The organism is Dyadobacter sp. UC 10 (assembly GCF_008369915.1).
Classification (GTDB): Bacteria; Bacteroidota; Bacteroidia; order Cytophagales; family Spirosomataceae; genus Dyadobacter.
The window spans coordinates 2192046-2207778 of the sequence record NZ_VSRN01000001.1 but is presented as its reverse complement, the minus strand read 5'-3'; the positions used below and the strand labels follow the sequence as shown (position 1 = coordinate 2207778).

17 protein-coding genes are annotated in these 15733 nt (G+C 44.6%); 6 read left to right on the top strand and 11 right to left on the bottom strand.

Annotated elements, in window-relative coordinates:
* Window positions 1-11 precede the first annotated feature (11 nt).
* A complete protein-coding gene (gene recQ, locus FXO21_RS08970) occupies window positions 12-2225 on the bottom strand; it encodes a DNA helicase RecQ (protein WP_149639767.1) in 2214 nt (737 codons plus the stop codon).
* A 93-nt stretch (window positions 2226-2318) separates the two neighbouring features.
* Here recQ and FXO21_RS08965 point away from each other — a divergent pair, with 93 nt between their 5' ends.
* Complete coding sequence (locus FXO21_RS08965; RefSeq protein ID WP_149639766.1) at window positions 2319-3293, top strand: KpsF/GutQ family sugar-phosphate isomerase; 975 nt, start codon at window positions 2319-2321, stop codon at window positions 3291-3293.
* Between the two features lie 42 nt (window positions 3294-3335).
* On the opposite strand, the gene FXO21_RS08960 is transcribed toward FXO21_RS08965, so the two are convergent.
* The 7 genes from FXO21_RS08960 to rpmG form a co-directional block, all read right to left on the bottom strand.
* Entirely contained in the window at window positions 3336-3812 is a 477-nt protein-coding gene (locus FXO21_RS08960; RefSeq protein WP_149639765.1) for a DUF4293 domain-containing protein, read from the bottom strand.
* 69 nt (window positions 3813-3881) lie between these two features.
* Window positions 3882-5192 carry a 30S ribosomal protein S12 methylthiotransferase RimO gene (gene rimO / locus FXO21_RS08955; protein ID WP_149639764.1) on the bottom strand — a complete coding sequence of 437 codons (1311 nt, stop codon included), beginning with the start codon at window positions 5190-5192 and terminating at the stop codon, window positions 3882-3884.
* Window positions 5193-5330: 138 nt separating this feature from the next.
* Window positions 5331-5591, bottom strand: a complete 261-nt coding sequence (locus FXO21_RS29180) for a type II toxin-antitoxin system RelE/ParE family toxin (RefSeq protein ID WP_409014835.1) — start codon at window positions 5589-5591, stop codon at window positions 5331-5333.
* Window positions 5592-5626: 35 nt separating this feature from the next.
* The gene (locus FXO21_RS08945; RefSeq protein ID WP_149639763.1) at window positions 5627-5806 is read right to left on the bottom strand and encodes a hypothetical protein; all 180 of its coding nucleotides are present in this window, start codon (window positions 5804-5806) and stop codon (window positions 5627-5629) included.
* 25 nt (window positions 5807-5831) lie between these two features.
* Window positions 5832-6794, bottom strand: a complete 963-nt coding sequence (ftsY, locus tag FXO21_RS08940; RefSeq protein WP_149639762.1) for a signal recognition particle-docking protein FtsY — start codon at window positions 6792-6794, stop codon at window positions 5832-5834.
* Window positions 6795-6895: 101 nt separating this feature from the next.
* Window positions 6896-7048, bottom strand: a complete 153-nt coding sequence (locus FXO21_RS08935; RefSeq protein WP_149639761.1) for a DUF4295 domain-containing protein — start codon at window positions 7046-7048, stop codon at window positions 6896-6898.
* A gap of 27 nt (window positions 7049-7075) precedes the next feature.
* Window positions 7076-7258 carry a 50S ribosomal protein L33 gene (rpmG, locus tag FXO21_RS08930; protein WP_019944752.1) on the bottom strand — a complete coding sequence of 61 codons (183 nt, stop codon included), beginning with the start codon at window positions 7256-7258 and terminating at the stop codon, window positions 7076-7078.
* A gap of 274 nt (window positions 7259-7532) precedes the next feature.
* On the opposite strand from rpmG, the gene FXO21_RS08925 reads away from it, so the two are divergent.
* The 3 genes from FXO21_RS08925 (at window position 7533) to FXO21_RS08915 (ending at window position 10853) form a co-directional block, all read left to right on the top strand.
* Entirely contained in the window at window positions 7533-8081 is a 549-nt protein-coding gene (locus tag FXO21_RS08925; RefSeq protein WP_149639760.1) for a c-type cytochrome, read from the top strand.
* An 86-nt stretch (window positions 8082-8167) separates the two neighbouring features.
* Window positions 8168-9661: an Asp-tRNA(Asn)/Glu-tRNA(Gln) amidotransferase subunit GatB gene (gene gatB, locus FXO21_RS08920; RefSeq protein WP_149639759.1), complete on the top strand. Its 1494-nt coding sequence runs from the start codon at window positions 8168-8170 to the stop codon at window positions 9659-9661.
* A gap of 46 nt (window positions 9662-9707) precedes the next feature.
* A complete protein-coding gene (locus FXO21_RS08915) occupies window positions 9708-10853 on the top strand; it encodes a TlpA disulfide reductase family protein (RefSeq protein WP_149639758.1) in 1146 nt (381 codons plus the stop codon).
* A gap of 70 nt (window positions 10854-10923) precedes the next feature.
* On the opposite strand, the gene FXO21_RS08910 is transcribed toward FXO21_RS08915, so the two are convergent.
* Window positions 10924-11802 carry a Rossmann-fold NAD(P)-binding domain-containing protein gene (locus FXO21_RS08910; protein WP_149639757.1) on the bottom strand — a complete coding sequence of 293 codons (879 nt, stop codon included), beginning with the start codon at window positions 11800-11802 and terminating at the stop codon, window positions 10924-10926.
* Window positions 11803-11820: 18 nt separating this feature from the next.
* On the opposite strand from FXO21_RS08910, the gene FXO21_RS08905 reads away from it, so the two are divergent.
* Window positions 11821-12831, top strand: coding sequence for a gliding motility protein GldB-related protein (locus FXO21_RS08905; protein WP_149639756.1), 1011 nt, complete (start codon window positions 11821-11823; stop codon window positions 12829-12831).
* A gap of 49 nt (window positions 12832-12880) precedes the next feature.
* Window positions 12881-13966 carry a complex I subunit 1/NuoH family protein gene (locus FXO21_RS08900; RefSeq protein ID WP_149643427.1) on the top strand — a complete coding sequence of 362 codons (1086 nt, stop codon included), beginning with the start codon at window positions 12881-12883 and terminating at the stop codon, window positions 13964-13966.
* Window positions 13967-13978: 12 nt separating this feature from the next.
* Here FXO21_RS08900 and FXO21_RS08895 read toward each other — a convergent pair whose 3' ends face one another.
* Both FXO21_RS08895 and FXO21_RS08890 read right to left on the bottom strand, forming a co-directional pair.
* Window positions 13979-14431, bottom strand: coding sequence for a DUF3299 domain-containing protein (locus FXO21_RS08895; protein WP_149639755.1), 453 nt, complete (start codon window positions 14429-14431; stop codon window positions 13979-13981).
* Between the two features lie 54 nt (window positions 14432-14485).
* On the bottom strand, window positions 14486-15715 hold the full coding sequence (locus FXO21_RS08890; RefSeq protein WP_149639754.1) for an ABC transporter permease: 1230 nt from the start codon (window positions 15713-15715) through the stop codon (window positions 14486-14488).
* Window positions 15716-15733 lie beyond the last annotated feature (18 nt).

Below are 15733 nucleotides of genomic sequence, written 5' to 3'. Positions count from 1 at the left end.
CTGTTAAGTACTTAGTTAGCCAATTCAGACAAAAACTTGATTCGCATCAACCGCAATTCTTCTTCGCTGATCTCATCATTTGCGAATTCATCCAGGGCAACCGAAATGTTGTCTGTTTCTGCAGTCATGAAATAATCGTATATATCCTGTTGCCGTTCCCGATCGATTACCTGATTGATATAATAATCGAGGTTCAGTTTTGTTCCGGAATAGCAAATATGTTCTACTTCTTCAATTACATCCGCAAGTTCCAGGTCTTTTACTTCCGCAATCTCGTCCAGGCTTACTTTCCGGTCGACCTGCTGAATGATAAAAATTTTGATCTTCGACTTATTCACTGTCGATTTGATCACTACATCTTTCGCCGTTTCAATTTCATTCTCCTCGACATAACGCGTGATCAGATCAATAAACTGGCGGCCAAACTTCTGCACCTTCCCCATTCCGACGCCGTTGATCTGCGCCATTTCCTGCTGGGTAGTCGGGTAGGTAGTGGCCATTTCTTCCAATGAAGGATCCTGGAAAATGACATAGGGAGGCAGGTTTTTTTCTTTCGCAACCTTCTTGCGAAGTGCTTTCAACATACCGAGCAACGCTTCGTCGTATGCGTGGGCACTTCCGCCGGTAGCGGCTGCTTCCTTGTCGTCGTCTTCAGGCTTTACTTCCTCTTCTTCAAAATTATGGTCTTTGTGCAGCGTAACCTGGTAAGGATCGTTCAGGTAATTTGCTCCTTTTGTGCTGAGCCTGATCACACCGTAGTTCTCAACGTCCTTTTCAAGATAATTAAAAATCACCAGCTGGCGGATTGTCGAGACCCAGTATTCCCTCGATTCATTCAGTTCCAGTCCTTTTCCGTACACTTCCAGCTGATCGTGCTCGTAGCTTTTCACATATTGGTTTTCGGTAGCCGTCAAAAGATCTGCAATGTGCTCACAATCAAAACGCTGCTCGGTTAATGCAACTGCCTTTAACACTAAAATTACATCTTCCTGGACCTTCGACTTTTCAGTTGGTTTGACACAGTTATCGCAAAAACCGCAGTCTTTTTCGAGATATTCACCGAAATAGCTGAGCAGCTGTCTTCTGCGGCAAACACCCAGTGTCGAGTAAGCCACCATTTCGTTCAGCAAATGGCGTGCGTTGTCCCGTTCAGTAACTGTTTTGTCCTTGTTAAATTTTTCGAGCTTTTGAATATCCTCGTAGCTGTAAAACATCAGACAGTTACCTTCCAGGCCATCACGACCAGCGCGGCCGGTTTCCTGGTAATACCCTTCCAGGGACTTTGGAACGTCGTAATGGATCACGAAACGAACATCCGGCTTGTCAATCCCCATACCGAATGCGATAGTAGCCACAATTACATCTGCTTCCTCGTTCAGGAATGCATCCTGGTTTGCCATTCTGGTATTACTGTCGAGCCCGGCATGGTACGGTAATGCACGTACGTCATTGACATTGAGCAGCTCAGCGACCTCTTCCACCGTTTTGCGGCTCAGGCAGTATACTATTCCGGATTTGCCCTTGTTGTTTCGGATATAGCGGATCAGCTGTTTTTTGACGTCTTTTTTCGGGCGGATTTCGTAGTAAAGGTTCTTTCTGTTAAATGAAGATTTAAAGGTTTCAGCTTCTTCCATTTGCAGGTTCTTGCGGATATCCTGCTGTACTTTCGGAGTTGCAGTAGCAGTTAACGCAATGATTGGAAGCTGGCCGATATTTTCAATGATTCCGTAAATGCGGCGGTATTCGGGCCTGAAATCATGCCCCCATTCTGAAATACAATGTGCCTCGTCAATCGCTACAAAGGAGATTTTAACCCTTTTCAGGAAATCCAGATTGTCTTCCTTCGTAAGTGATTCAGGTGCGATATACAGCAATTTCAGGCTGCCGTCGAGCGCATCTGTTTTGACGCGCGTCATTTCAGCCTTGGTCAATGTGGAATTCAAAAACTGGGCATTGATACCAAATGCGGTCAATTGATCGACCTGGTTTTTCATCAATGCGATAAGCGGGGAAATAACGATCGTCAGCCCGTCGCTGACTAGTGCTGGCAGTTGATAGCAAAGCGATTTACCAGCCCCGGTAGGCATGATTACAAATGTATTTTTACCAAGGAGAATGTTTTGAATAATTACCTCTTGGTCACCCCGGAACTGACTATATCCAAATATTTCTTTGAGTTTTTCTTTCAACGTGTCTAGTACGACATGATCAACCTGCTTTACCATACTCTGTTAACAAAATGGTTATTCCAAACTTCTATATCTTTGTTTTTCGAAATGAATATCCACAATTGTATCCCTTTAAACTGTGTTTCAGATTTGAAATTAATAAAAAATATTCAGTCAATAGCAAAAGAAGTAATACGGCAGGAGGCAGAAGCTTTGCATACAATTATTGAACTGATTGACGATGAATTTGAAAGCTGCGTATATACAATTTTAAATTCGGGTGGCCGTGTTGTGATTTCCGGAATAGGCAAGAGTGCGATCGTAGGGCAGAAAATCGTAGCGACCTTAAACTCAACGGGAACGCCTGCATTATTCATGCACGCTGCTGATGCTATTCATGGTGACTTGGGAATGATTCAGGACAATGATGTGGTCATGGTCGTTTCCAAAAGCGGCGATACTCCCGAGATCAAAGTTTTAATTCCCCTGCTGAAAAGAACAGGCGTAAAAATGATTGCAATGGTCAGTAACAGGGATTCTTATCTGGCCAAAAACAGTGATTTTGTTTTGCACGCCTACGCACCGAAAGAGGCCGATCCGTTAAATCTCGCGCCAACTACCAGCACTTCTGTTACGATGGCATTGGGTGATGCGCTCGCCATTTGCCTGCTGGAAGCAAGAGGTTTTACGCACGACGATTTCGCCAAATATCACCCTGGTGGAGCGCTCGGGAAACGGCTTTACCTGAAAATTTGTGATCTGTACCCGCACAATTCCGTGCCCAAAGTCACTGAAAATGCCACTTTGCAGGAGATTATCCTCGAAATGACTTCAAAAAGACTAGGCGCTACTGCGGTTGTAAAGGGAGAAAATCAAATGGCAGGTATTATCACCGACGGAGATTTGCGGCGCATGCTCAAAGAGCACGAGGGCGAAAGCCTCCTGAACCTGAAAGCGATTGATATTATGACAATTGCGCCGGTTACTGTTTCACCTGACGAATATGCGGTCAATGCATTGGAGATCATGCAATCGAAGAGTATTACCCAGGTTATTGTTGTCGAAAACAATGAAGTACTGGGCTTTGTCCACTTGCATGATCTGCTACGTGAAGGGCTGGTGTAATTGTCGTCCTGAGCGCGCAGGGGGTGCCCGGCTGTCGAAGGGTTACCTGAATCTTTTCGATTGCTGTACCGTGCGCTCGTCTTTGCGGATAAAACGGTTCGCAAAAACATTCGCCAGCATTGCGCCTACCAATCCGTAAAAGCCGATATCGTATTTTCCGGGGAGCTCCGGATCGAACAGTTTCGCAGTTTTATAGAAAGTGAAGTAGATCACGAGCCCCATCAGAACTGTCATTAAAATAGAATTTACCGCACAAAGCGCCGACTGTAAAACGCGGTTTTTGAATTGCAAAACGGCATATGCAGCTACACCTGCAATCAATACTGCCAGAATGATAAGGTAGTACACGGGCTGGATGTTGGCCTGCACGGGCGTGACCTGGTGCGTTAATTTTGTTGCAGTAAGTATGGCGCTTTCATCCCCTGACATTGCAATTTTACTCCAGATCGGAAAGGCGAGAAACAGGGCCATTCCCACCACTACTATGGCTAGAAAAACAGTTTGTATTCTTTGTAACATTTCTTTTAAATATTATTTTTCAAAATTCTGAAAGGCAAATTTAGCAAGACAAACCAAGCGGCGAAAATATCAGGAAACAACTTCACCATAAAGGTCGAATTCTTCGGCATTATTAATTTTTACCTGCGCAAAATCGCCTAACCTAACATATTGACTTGCTGGTACAAGCACTTCATTATCTACTTCCGGCGAATCAAATTCAGTTCTTCCAATAAAATGCCCGCCTTCTTTTCGATCAAATAAAACTTTATAGGTATTACCGATCTTTTGCTGGTTCAATTCGTAGGAAATTCCCTGCTGCAATTCCATGATCGCATCAGCGCGTTCCTGTTTGATTTCGGCCGGCACATTGTCTTCCATTGTGTAGGAATGCGTATTGTCTTCGTGCGAATACTGGAATGCACCCAAACGGTCGAAACGCATCTTTTCTACAAAATCATAGGTTTCGTCGAACAAACTCTCTGTTTCCCCGGGATGCCCGACGATCAACGTGGTACGCAATGCAATACCCGGTACTTTATCACGAATACTATAAATAAGCGACTCGGTTTTTTCACGTGTGATACCTCTGCGCATTGATTTCAAAATCTCGGTAGAGCCGGTTTGCAGCGGCATATCAAGGTATTTACAAACATTGCTCCGCTCATTCATAATATCCAGAATATCCATTGGGAAACCGGCCGGATACGCATATTGCAGCCTGATCCACTCGATTCCTTCCACGTCCGAAAGCTGCGCGATCAGGTCAGACAAGTTTCTTTTTTTATAAATATCCAAACCGTAATAAGTCAGGTCCTGCGCGATGAGGATCAGCTCTTTCGTCCCTCTTTTTGCCAGTGATCTCGCTTCCTTCACCAGCTCGTCGATCGGCCGGGAAACGTGGCCGCCGCGCATAATAGGGATTGCGCAGAAGCTGCACGGCCGGTCGCAGCCTTCGGCAATTTTGAGGTAGGCGTAATGTGTGGGGGTTGTCAATAGACGCTCGCCTACTAATTCATGCTTGTAATCCGCTTTCAGTGTTTTGAGCAAACGCGGTAGTTCATTCGTACCAAACCATGCATCCACAGTCGGGATTTCTACTGAAAGCTCGTCTTTGTAACGGTGTGACAAACAGCCGGTAACATACACTTTATCCACCATTCCGGCCGCTTTTGCATCGGCGTAGCGCAGAATGGTATTGATGGATTCTTCTTTTGCATTGTCAATAAATCCGCAGGTATTGATCACCACGATCTGCGAATCGTCTTTTTTCGACTCGTGGGCCACGGCAAAACCATTTCCTTTGAGCTGCGTATATAATACTTCCGAATCCACCAGGTTTTTGGAGCAACCCAGCGTAACGATGTTGACTTTGTTTTTTACTATTCCTTTGGTTTTCATTGGGATTAGCTATTGGCGGTTGGCTTTTAGCTATTGAGAGTTAAGATAATAAGGCGCCGTAAAGCAAATGATTGATACTGAACGGCGAAACGGAGTGCAAAGTTCGGAAAAATTAGCCAGAATAGCGACTCGCGGCGATTAAGGTAGTTTGAGTTGCCGCGCTAGTTTCATTTTGGCTACGCTGCGACTGGAATGCATAACCGTTAAGATTTCTATCCGCGTGCTGGCGATCCTATAAATAACCAGATAATTTTTGAAGCGAAGGTTGCGGTATTTTTTAGAAACCGTTTTTAAATATCGGCATTCCGGATGATGCAGACAGCTCGACGAGAGCCTCATTATTTCAGCGAATAATTCATTCAGAAAGCCAGTAGCTAACTCGTAGGAGTACGTTTCCACTCCATACGCATACAGTTCTTCCAAATTTTCAAGTGCTACTTTGCTGAATGCGACTTCTCGTATTTCGACTTCCAATGTGCGATAAATTGAGCTGTTTCATTTGCAGTGTAAAAAGGCCCTTTTTCAGCCTCTTTTACATTGCGCAAGAATTCTTCTTCACTCAAAGGAACGCCCGGAGTAGCTAGGTTTTTTTTCGATGGCTGGATTTTACCCATAACCAAATTTAGTGAAAATCGAATACTAACCTATTTTCTTAAACAAAGAATCCACAAACTCGCCCCGGTCAAATACCTGCAAATCATCCATTTTCTCTCCGACTCCAATGTATTTTACAGGAATTTTGAATTCGTCTGAAATACCGATTACTACGCCGCCTTTGGCTGTCCCGTCGAGTTTGGTGATCGCAAGCGCAGTAATTTCTGTTACTTTTGTAAACTCACGCGCCTGGATTACAGCATTCTGACCTGTACTTCCATCGAGCACCAGCAGTACTTCGTGCGGTGCGTCAGGGATAATTTTTTGCATTACCCGCTTGATTTTCGAAAGTTCGTTCATCAGGTTGACCTTCGTGTGCAAGCGACCTGCGGTATCAATGATAATCACGTCAGCCCCGATCTCAGTCCCTTTTTTCAGTGCGTCAAATGCCACGGCGGAAGGATCGGTGTTCATGCCGTGGTCAATAACGGGTACGTCGACTCTTTTTCCCCATAGCTTTAGCTGATCAACCGCTGCGGCGCGAAAAGTATCTGCCGCGCCAAGCACCACCTTATGTCCCTTCTGGTGAAACTGATGCGCCAGCTTGCCGATCGTAGTTGTCTTTCCAACCCCATTCACACCTACAACCATAATCACATAGGGCTTAGGCAAATGTTCGGTTTCGAAACTATCTTTGATATCAACCGATTTATTCTCAATCAGCAGCGCTGCAATTTCGTCTCTCAGAATTTTGTCCAGTTCGGCCGTAGTAGCATATTTGTCTCTCGCGACGCGTTCCTCAATCCGCTTGATAATCTTCACTGTGGTTTCAACACCCACATCAGAGCTTACCAGAATATCCTCCAGTTCATCAAGAACGTCTTCATCAATGGTGGTCTTACCAACAATAGCGCGTGAAAGTTTGCCGAAAAAACTGTCTTTGGTCTTTTCAAGGCCTTTATCTAGTGTTTCTTTTTTCTCCTTTGAAAAAAAGCCGAATAAACTCATAGTCCAAGTATGTTAATGGATCAAAAATAAAACAAAAAAAGTCCCAAAAGGGACTTTTCGAAATGGACTTTTAATGACTTGGTGTCAAAACCGGAATGATATCAGTTTTTCAACGCGCCTTGTACACCATCCAGGGGTACGATCTCTTCTTTGAAGGTATAAGCTCCGGTTTTAGGGGATCTTACGGCTTTAATCACTTTGGCAAATGATTTACCGCCTTCTTTTTTCAGGGTAGCAACTACTTTCTTTGCCATGTCTGTATATTGTTAAAGTTTAATAACTTATTTAATCTCTTTATGGACTGTATAGCGTCTCAGGAAAGAATTGAATTTTTTCAATTCCATACGGCCTGGCGTATTTTTCCGATTTTTTGTAGTCACATAGCGTGACATTCCCGGAACACCGCTTTCTTTCTGTTCTGTGCATTCCAGTATGACCTGTACTCTATTACCTTTCTTAGCCATTTCTTTAATCGTTTTTACAAATAGGAGTGCAAAAGTAACAACATTTAATTTTAATCACAATAATAAGATAAAAATATACATAGAAATTTTCAGGTATTTTTCACCTGGCACCGATTGCTTAAATGCTTGTTGTACAAATTGGTAACGGCTGCAAAGTTGCTGATTAATTCTATTTTCTACCCCTGAAATGAAGGAAATATCGAGCAAACATGCTTTCTTCGTGTGATGTTTGAATACAATCCTTAATCTGGCGGAAATTTTAAAATTGAAAACAATGACATTGAAAAAAAGCACTTCTTGGGCAGTAATAGCCTTGGCGGTTTACTTTATTACAGGCTGTTCCTCAAAGGAAGATCGTGACAAATATGACCAGTATTATGGTTCAGGCAGTAAGTCAAGAGAAGAAACAGCGATTGTGAAACTGGCGAACGATCGTAAAAACCAACCGGAAAAACCAGTTGCTGCTCCGGCTGCCGCACCTGCTCCCGCCGGTGATTCTTCCAAAGCGGGTGATTCTACGGCTGCTGCGCCTGATGCGGCAACTCCCGCGGTGGCTGCAGCACCTAAACGTAAAGCTGTTCCGGCTGAGGTTTCAGCACTGCTTAACAAACACGCTTGTTTTGCCTGTCACCAGGCTTATGATAAAGTGATCGGGCCTGCATATTCGGAAGTTGCTAAAAAGAAATATTCGGCGGATGAAATTGTTGAACTCGTTCACAATCCAAAACCTGAGCACTGGCCGGGATATCCTCCAATGGCACCTCTGGCCCACGTTCCAAAGGCTGACATCGTGATCATTGCCAACTGGATCAATTCTTTGTAAAAAAGACTTCATAGTCTGATAAATACGGGCCGTTCATGCTATGGACGGCCCGTATGCATATCTTTGTAATAGCATTTCACATCATTATGACTCAAAATACCCTGCAACCAGCTGATATCACCGACGAACTCCTGGCTACCTATGAAACGGTAATCGGACTGGAAGTGCATTGTCAGCTATTGACAGAATCCAAGCTTTTTGCCCGGGACATTAATCTTTTTGGTACAGAACCCAACACCAACATAGGCCCGCTTACGCTCGCTCTGCCGGGCACGCTTCCAAAAATTAATAAAAAAGCAATTGAATATGCAGTGCGGCTTGGATTGGCGTGCGGCTGTTCGATCAGCAGAAAGACTGTTTTTGACCGTAAAAATTACTTTTACCCGGACCTTCCGAAAGGCTATCAGATTTCGCAGGATAAAAAGCCTATTTGCGAAAATGGCGGTGTCGCTATTTCATTCAAGAATACGGAAGGGAAGAATACGGACAAAATAATCCGTTTTCACCACATTCACCTGGAAGAAGATGCCGGTAAGTCGGTTCATGAAGGCGATCAGGAAGAGACATTGCTGGATTACAACCGTGCAGGTACCCCGCTGGTTGAAATGGTTTCCGAACCGGATTTAAGATCGGCGGAGGAGACAGGTGCTTTCGTAACGGAGATACGCCGGCTTGTGCGGTACCTCGGCATCAGTGACGGTAATATGGAGGAAGGCTCACTGCGCTGCGACGTGAATGTTTCTGTACGCAAATACGGAGCCAAAGAATATGGTACCAAAGTCGAGATCAAGAATATGAACTCGATCCGTAATATGATGCGGGCGATCAGTTTTGAAGAGAGACGGCAGATTGCGTTGCTTGAAAATGGCGGCCAGGTCCAGCAGGAAACGCGTATGTTCGATGTGGACAATGGGCAGACTTATGGAATGCGGGTGAAGGAGACAATGAATGACTACCGCTATTTCCCTGATCCTGATCTTTCACCTGTCGTAATTTCGGAAGAATGGCTGGCAGCTATTCAATCTGCAATGCCGGCCTTACCTCACGAATTGCGCGAAAAGTTTGTAAATCAGTATGGTATCCCTGCTTATGATGCGATGGTGTTGACGGATACAAAAGAAATTGCTGATTATTTTGAGGCGGTTTGCACCCATACACCGGCATATAAGGTAGCATCGAACTGGTTAATGGGGCCGGTAAAGTCCTTTTTAAATGAGAATGGCGGAAACATAGAATTGTTCCCGGTAAGTCCTCAGAGTCTGGCCGCCCTGATCGCACTTTGCGAATCGGGGGTTGTGAGTAATTCCGTAGCTACACAGAAGATTTTTCCGGTACTTTTGGAGGAGCCACAGCGTGACCCGCAGGAGATTGCTTCTACAAATAACTGGCTCCAAAACAGCAATACAAACGAGCTGGAATCGTTGGTAGATGAGGTAATTAATTCAATGCCGGACAAGGTAGCCGCTTATCGGAAAGGCAAAAAGGGTTTGATCGGATTGTTTGTAGGAGAGGTAATGAAAAAGTCGAACAATAGCGCGGATCCGAAGCTGGTGAACCAATTGCTGGCAAAGAAGTTATAATATTGATTTCTCCAAAATAAGACCTGACTTGGTTATGAATAGATGTATGAAAAGCTTTTTGGTAGCTGTTTTCGCTTTGGCCGGAATGCAATCCCAGGCTCAGCAACTCGAACCAAAAGAATTTAATATCGCAGGAAAAGTAAAAAATGGCGCAAAAGGAGAGAAGGTAATCCTTTCCAAATCCTCAGTCGGCGGCTCTTCGGTGAAAATCGATTCAACCCAACTTAAAGCGGACGGCACATTTGCTATAAAAAGTACAGAAAATGACAGAGGAAGCTTTTTTTCTCTCAATATAGCCGACAGACAAAAAGTAGTTCTTCTGGTTGAAGGGGGTGAAAACTTTAACGTAACAGCCGACGGTACTAATAAAGATGCCAAAGGTAACGGAGGAAAAGCCGAAGTTTCAGGATCTAAAAACATGGAGTATTATGCGCAGATAGATCAGCTGATGCAGGCATTCGCGGCAAAGGTGACAGTGTGGAATGAAGAGTACGCGGCGGCCGAAGAAAAGAAGGATACCAAAAAGATTGCTGAAATACAGCAATCTTTCGCCAAAGCCGATGGAGAGCGTCTTACCACTATTAAGACATTACTTCCTGAAATGGGTACTTCGCTGGTCGCACTTTTCACTGCCAATAACTTTCTGAATCCGGATACTGATCTTGAGGTACTTAAAAAGCTGGCTGGCGAATACGAAAAAGTACAGCCAATGCCAACGCTTGCAAAAATGTTCGTCGGACAAATCAAAAGATTCGCAGGCGTATCGGTAGGGGAGGAAGCGCCCGACTTTACATTAAACAGCCCCGAAGGCAAGCCGGTAGCATTGTCCTCATTGCGTGGTAAATATGTTTTGATTGATTTTTGGGCATCCTGGTGCGGGCCTTGCCGGATGGAAAATCCGAATGTGGTCCGGATGTATGATAAATTCAAAGACAAGGGATTTGACATTTACGGCGTTTCGCTCGACGACAACGAAAAAGCGTGGAAAACGGCTATTGCGAAAGATAATCTGAAATGGCAGCACGGGTCGGAACTCAAGAAATGGAAGTCCGGCGTTGCACAAACTTATGGGGTTAATGCGATACCAGCTACTTTTCTGATAGATAAAGACGGTAAAATCATCGCCAAAAACCTGCGGGGCGCAGCCCTGGAAAGTAAACTGAATGAATTACTAGGCGGAGGTGCCCAATAATTCACTTTTTTGGTTATTCATGTTTAAAATCCGCGGAGATAATTCTGCGGATTTTTTTATTCAAACCTCCTCAAACCGGATCCTCCAGCGTGTACATAAATCGAAGGGGGTCGGGATACAGAAATTCGTAGGGATAGCTCCGAATCAGTTTTTCGTTTGAAACAACTTTGAAATCAGGACTTTGTGGAGTGGGTAAAAATGTTGGAGCTTCCCAGTCAAACTGTGCGCAGGTATCCAGATAAACAGATTTTCGCGGGGGATGAAGAGGCGCAACAACATTAAAGGTCTCGTTCTTCAATCCTAATTTTAAGATTGTCAGAATTATCGCAGCACCATCATCCCGATGAATATAGTTGACCGGGATTTCACCTGTTGACATGTCTTTTTGCCCCTGCACATATTTGCCAGGAATCCGGTTGTAGCCGAGTAAACCGCCAAATCTGAGTATACCGACTGTTTTTTCAGGTCTTAACGCTTCAATTAAATTTTCAGCTAGAACCATTTCACGCGCCGTCGAGTGCTCCGGCAATGTTACGTCTTCTTCAATAACCGTTCTGTTAAGGTCCGGGTAAACACTGGTGGAGCTAACAAATACTACCTCCTGAACGGGTGAGGGTTTTACTGCTTCTATAATAGCCTTGACTTGCTGAGTATAAAAGCCAGGTTCATTTTTGCCCGATCGTGGAGGGAGGGAAATGACCAGCGTGTCGGCGTCGAAGAAATTTCGAATCGTCTCTCCTTTTGCTGAAAATCCGGGAGTTAATGGTAGTAAAAATCCTTTCAGGTTCCGGGCGTCGAAATCGGCCAGCTTTGCCTCAGAGGTAGTACTCGCTTTTACCTCCAATGTAATAGGATCGACCAGCAGACGTTGAGCTAATGCGATGCCCAGCCAACCGCATCCAAGAATGCTTATCCGTTTTTTTTCTACTTTTGAAAATTCACCTGACATGTTATTTTTTGTATTCGAATGGTTTATTTAAAGAACATTATCTTGCTTTTTCTGCTGGCTGCACTTTCGTTTTCCTGTAAACCTGATCACCGGAGCGAGCCTGACATCAGCGATATAAATATCAATATTGAGTCGGAAAATCTGGATCAGCAGCTATTTGCCTGCAAGTCGGTTACAGAAGTACAAATTTTTTTAAACAAACACAGTTACCTGAACAAGTATTACTTCTCAGAGGCACCGGTAGATTCCACACGACTTGCCGGATATTTATTCAACGTCTTACAAAATCCTGATTTTCAAAATTTTAAAGGTCAGCTTGATTCGTTGATTGGCGACAGGAAAACCGGAATTATCGATTCGCTTACCGCTGCATTCAAACGCATTAAATATTACTACCCTGCATTTCAAGCTCCCCAGGTCAAATTTATTGTTACAGGTTTCACTGGGAGCGATTTATATATATCTGACTCACTGATCATTATCGGGCTGGATTATTTTGGCGGCCCCGCTGCACGATACCGCCCCGACGTGTTCGATTATCAGCTGCGCCGGTACCAGAAAGAATACATTGTTCCATCAATCGTTTTCTTCTTATCGAATAAATATAACCGCACAAGTCCGGGTGATCTGACGCTTTTGGGAGATATGATCGGCTATGGAAAGGGTTATGAATTCGTCAAATTCATGCTTCCCCACACGCCCGACAGCTATATTATAGGTTATTCCGACTCGGACCTTAAAAAGACTTATAACAGCCAGCAAAATATCTGGGGCTACTTCATAGCCAGCAAGCTTTTGTACGAAAAGAATGTGCTTCAAAAGCGTAAATTTATTGAGGAGCGGCCATTTACGACCGAAATTGGGGAAAAAGTGCCTGGCGCAATAGCGCGTTGGGTAGGTTGGCGGATTGTTGGAATGTTTATGGATAATAACCCTGAAGTCTCTATCGTGGAGCTGATGGATATCGACAATGCCAGCCGGATTTTGCAGGAATCGGGGTATAGTGGCCAGCCAGACGAAGTGGAGTAACTTTTTTACTTACTTTTGTCAAATCGAGCATTATACCTAAAAGGCATTGATACCATTTACGCTGATTATATTTTTACTGCTTGTGCCCGGTTTTGTGGTCATAGGCGTGTACCTGGAAAGAAAGGTCTCTGCATTTATCCAGGACAGGATGGGGCCAATGGAAGTAGGTAAATGGGGACTTTTACAGTTATTCGCCGATCTTTTAAAATTACTTCAAAAGGAAGATATTGTGCCCAGAGCAGCTGATAAATGGCTTTTTCTGGTCGCTCCTTTCGTTATTTTCATTTCAGTTTTCGCGGGATTTGCTGTGGTGCCTCTTGCTCCTGACCTGGCTGGCTCTGGTGCTGCCGTCGGTGTTTTTTTCCTGCTTACCATTGTTTCCGTCGATGTCGTGGGGTTGCTGATGGCGGGCTGGGGGTCCAATAATAAATTTGCGTTGTTCGGTGCGATGCGTGCAGTGGCGCAGATCATATCTTATGAAATTCCCCTTGGTTTGTCGATTCTCTGCGTGGTAATGCTCACGCAGACGCTTGATTTGCAGGCTATCAGTTTCCAGCAAGGTATTTACTCGGTAGATCCGGTGTACCTGTTTGAAATGAAACAGTTCGGATTGGATATCAGCGCAGTGGGAGGATTTTTATCCTGGAATATTATTAGAAATCCGTTTCTGTTGATCGCATACGTCATATTCTTTATTGCTTCCCTGGCGGAGTGTAACCGCGCGCCTTTTGACTTACCGGAAGGTGAATCGGAACTTGTTGCAGGTTTTCACACCGAATATTCGGGAATGCGCTGGGCGATATTTATGCTGTCGGAATACGGTATGATGCTGCTTGTGTCATTGCTTGGCGCTATTCTGTTCCTGGGAAGCTGGAACACGCCATTTCCAAACATTGGCCCGTTGCGCCTTGCGGACTGGACCAGCGGTGAGCCGGGAACGTGGTTTGGCTATTTGACCGGCGCCTTTTGGTTGCTTGGGAAAGCGGTTTTCGGGGTCCTGGTTCAAATGTGGGCCAGATGGACATTACCACGTCTCAGGGTGGATCAGCTCATGTACCTCGGCTGGAAAGTATTAACGCCAGTCGGACTTGTGCTATTCTTTATTTGCGGTGTCTGGCGCCTGATCGGAATCTGATCATTTAATACCCTAATTCGTGATTTCCGCGCCGTCCAGAATGTAGTTCATCTGGTAAATATCATCTGCATTCAGCTTCAATGTGCCGGTAAAAGTCAGCCTTTCATCGGTTTTGAATTTTCTCCCGTCCTTTTTCTTAAAGTTAAGCGTCATCACAGTTTCCGGACCAGCGCCGCCGCAAAAGAAACACGCACTGAATGGAAATGCAGAAAGAACATACAGATTCGCATCCAGATCGACCGGCAGAATATAGCCCGTGATCGATACCTGCTGGTTTTTCAGTTTCTGGACACTCGGGCCGAATGTAGGGTGGAGCATATAAATGGATTCCTCAGCATACCATTTTTTCTTAAAAGTAACATCTCTCAAAGTCTCCCAGGTTACCTTAACAGGCTCTCCAGCAGGTTTAAAAGCCATTAATGAGGTAATGCAAAAAAACAATATGATTGTCTTGAAGGATTTCATCTTAAATCGAAGTTTGATAAGGATTTCGGCTGGTTAACAAATTTATACAGATTATCATTCCTCCGCCAGTGTGCGTGAAATATTCAACCTGTAAATGCCGATAGAAGGAAGTGCAGCTGCGACCGCCCCGACTGCCAGTGCAGCGAACAACAGATAAATCTCCTCGGGAAGGATCGCAAATTTGCCCAGCGAATAATGAAAATCCTGTTCCGCCGCTTTTGAAAACAGCAATAGCCCGACCCTGCTTAAAATGATACCAGCAAGAAAGCCGATAATCGCCAGAAAAAGCCCTTCAATCAGCAACATTAAGAAAAGAGAGGTGCGGGTAGCGCCCATTGAGAGCATCAGCGCCATTTCATACTTTCTTTCTTTTAGGGAATTATAAAGAGAAACAAAAACACTCACGCCCGCAATCGTAATAATTACCAAGGCAATGGCGCGTAACGTTTCTATACCAACACCCAGCAGGGAGAAAAGGCGGTTTATTTCAATGCTGGGCAGTGCGGCCTGCATGGAAGTATTGGTATTAACCTGTCGGGGAATCGTCATTAATCCCATTGGATTCCGGAACTGGATAAGCGCACTGGTAACATCCTGTCCTTCTTCTTCAGATTCTGCGCCATCCGCTTCGTGATGGTCACTTTCATGCTTCTTTTCACCAGCTTCTGCGTGTTCGTGAATATCCCATATACTCGAAAGCCGGGTTAATATCAGTTGGTCCACAACCGATCCGCTGGCCGCAAAAACGCCCGTTACTTTGTATTTTTTATGATCGTGCTGGTCGCCTTCGCCATCCAACCCGTGGGAGCTGGCGAAAGTGTCTCCAATTTTCAAACCAGCATTGCGGGCTACCTTGCTGCCAACGGTAACTTCCATGGAGGCATTGTGAATATGCCCTTCAGCAATTTTAACATTGTAATGTTCAATATATTTAGGCGTTGTCCCGACGATACGAAATCCCTGGTAACTATCGCCCATGGAAAGCGGGATAACAGTTTTTACAAAAGGATTTTTACGCAACGAATTGACCTCGGCCAGCGGAACGTTGCCGGTAGGCGCGTCAATCTGGTAAATGCTCGATAAAATCAGTTGCAGGGGGCTTCCTTTTGCACCTACTACCATATCTATCCCCTTGATATTTTTCCGGAATTGCTCGTCAAGCTGCTGGTTCAGGAGCAGGAGCAATGAGATCATACCAATGCCGAGCGCGAGCAAAAGTGCACTCAGGAAGCTGTTGAGCTTCTTTTCTTTGATATTGGCGAAACTGATCTTGAAAAGGTTCATTGCTTTTTATATTGACAG